Below are 1,172 nucleotides of genomic sequence, written 5' to 3'. Positions count from 1 at the left end.
TGGTAACTACACCGCGCAAGTGGATATCCAAATGGATTTCAGCGCGGTTGAGCAAACTCGTAAACGTTTCGACCCAAATACGCCATCGACCCGCAGTGAGTACGCGCTAGAAGATTACAACAACGGCAACATGGTAGCAGGCATTCCGGGTGCGCTTAGTAATCAGCCTCCGGCGGATGCTTCTATTCCGCAAGACGTCGCGCAAATGAAAGACGGCTCGGTAATGGGGCAAGGCTCTGTACGTAAAGAATCGACCCGCAACTTCGAGCTAGATACCACGATTAGCCATGAGCGTAAGCAAACGGGCACAGTGGCGCGCCAGACTGTTTCAGTTGCCATCAAAGACCGTCGCCAAGTTAATCCAGATACAGGTGAAGTGACTTACACACCAATGTCGGAAGGTGAAATCAACGCGATTCGTCAGGTGTTGATTGGCACCGTCGGCTTTGATCAATCTCGTGGTGATTTACTTAACGTATTGAGCGTCAAGTTTGCCGAGCCAGAAACCGAGCAGCTTGTTGACCAACCGATTTGGGAACACCCGAACTTCAACGATTGGGTTCGTTGGTTCGCCAGCGCTTTAGTTATCATCGTGGTTGTGCTTGTACTGGTTCGCCCTGCAATGAAGCACCTGCTTAACCCAGCTGGTGATGACGACGATGAAATGTACGGCCCAGACGGTTTGCCAATTGGTGCCGATGGCGAAACCAGCCTAATTGGTAGCGACATTGAAAGCAGTGAGCTGTTTGAATTTGGTTCAAGTATCGATCTGCCTAACCTTCATAAAGATGAAGACGTACTGAAAGCGGTTCGTGCACTTGTAGCGAACGAACCAGAGCTAGCGGCTCAAGTTGTGAAAAACTGGATGAACGAAAATGGCTAACGATATCGTACCTCAAGATGAAAACGGCGCAGGCATGCCAGTTGAGTTTGATGCCTCCACCATTACTGGTGAAGAGAAAGCGGCCATTTTGTTATTAAGTCTGAATGAGCAAGATGCGGCTGGCATCATCCGTCATTGAGAACCGAAACAAGTACAGCGCGTTGGTAGTGCAATGGCGCGTGCAAAAGATTTAAGCCAAGAGAAAGTATCGGCGGTGCACCGTACGTTTTTGGAAGATATCCAGAAATACACCAACATTGGTATGGGCAGCGAAGACTTTATGCGTAAT

General features: G+C 49.1%; 1 protein-coding gene and 1 pseudogene. Both read left to right on the top strand.

Going from position 1 to position 1,172, the window contains the following annotated elements:
- The coding region (locus R7P35_RS25330; protein WP_318093162.1) for a flagellar M-ring protein FliF C-terminal domain-containing protein at window positions 1-883 on the top strand (883 nt) is incomplete at its 5' end.
- Window positions 876-1,172, top strand: a pseudogene (locus R7P35_RS25325) (flagellar motor switch protein FliG); the annotation flags it as partial. The gene R7P35_RS25330 and the pseudogene R7P35_RS25325, both read left to right, overlap by 8 nt.

Source organism: Vibrio sp. Vb0304 (assembly GCF_033338995.1).
Taxonomy (GTDB): Bacteria; Pseudomonadota; Gammaproteobacteria; order Enterobacterales; family Vibrionaceae; genus Vibrio; species Vibrio alginolyticus.
Note: the sequence above shows the minus strand (reverse complement) of the source record. Positions and strands in the feature narration are given on the sequence as shown.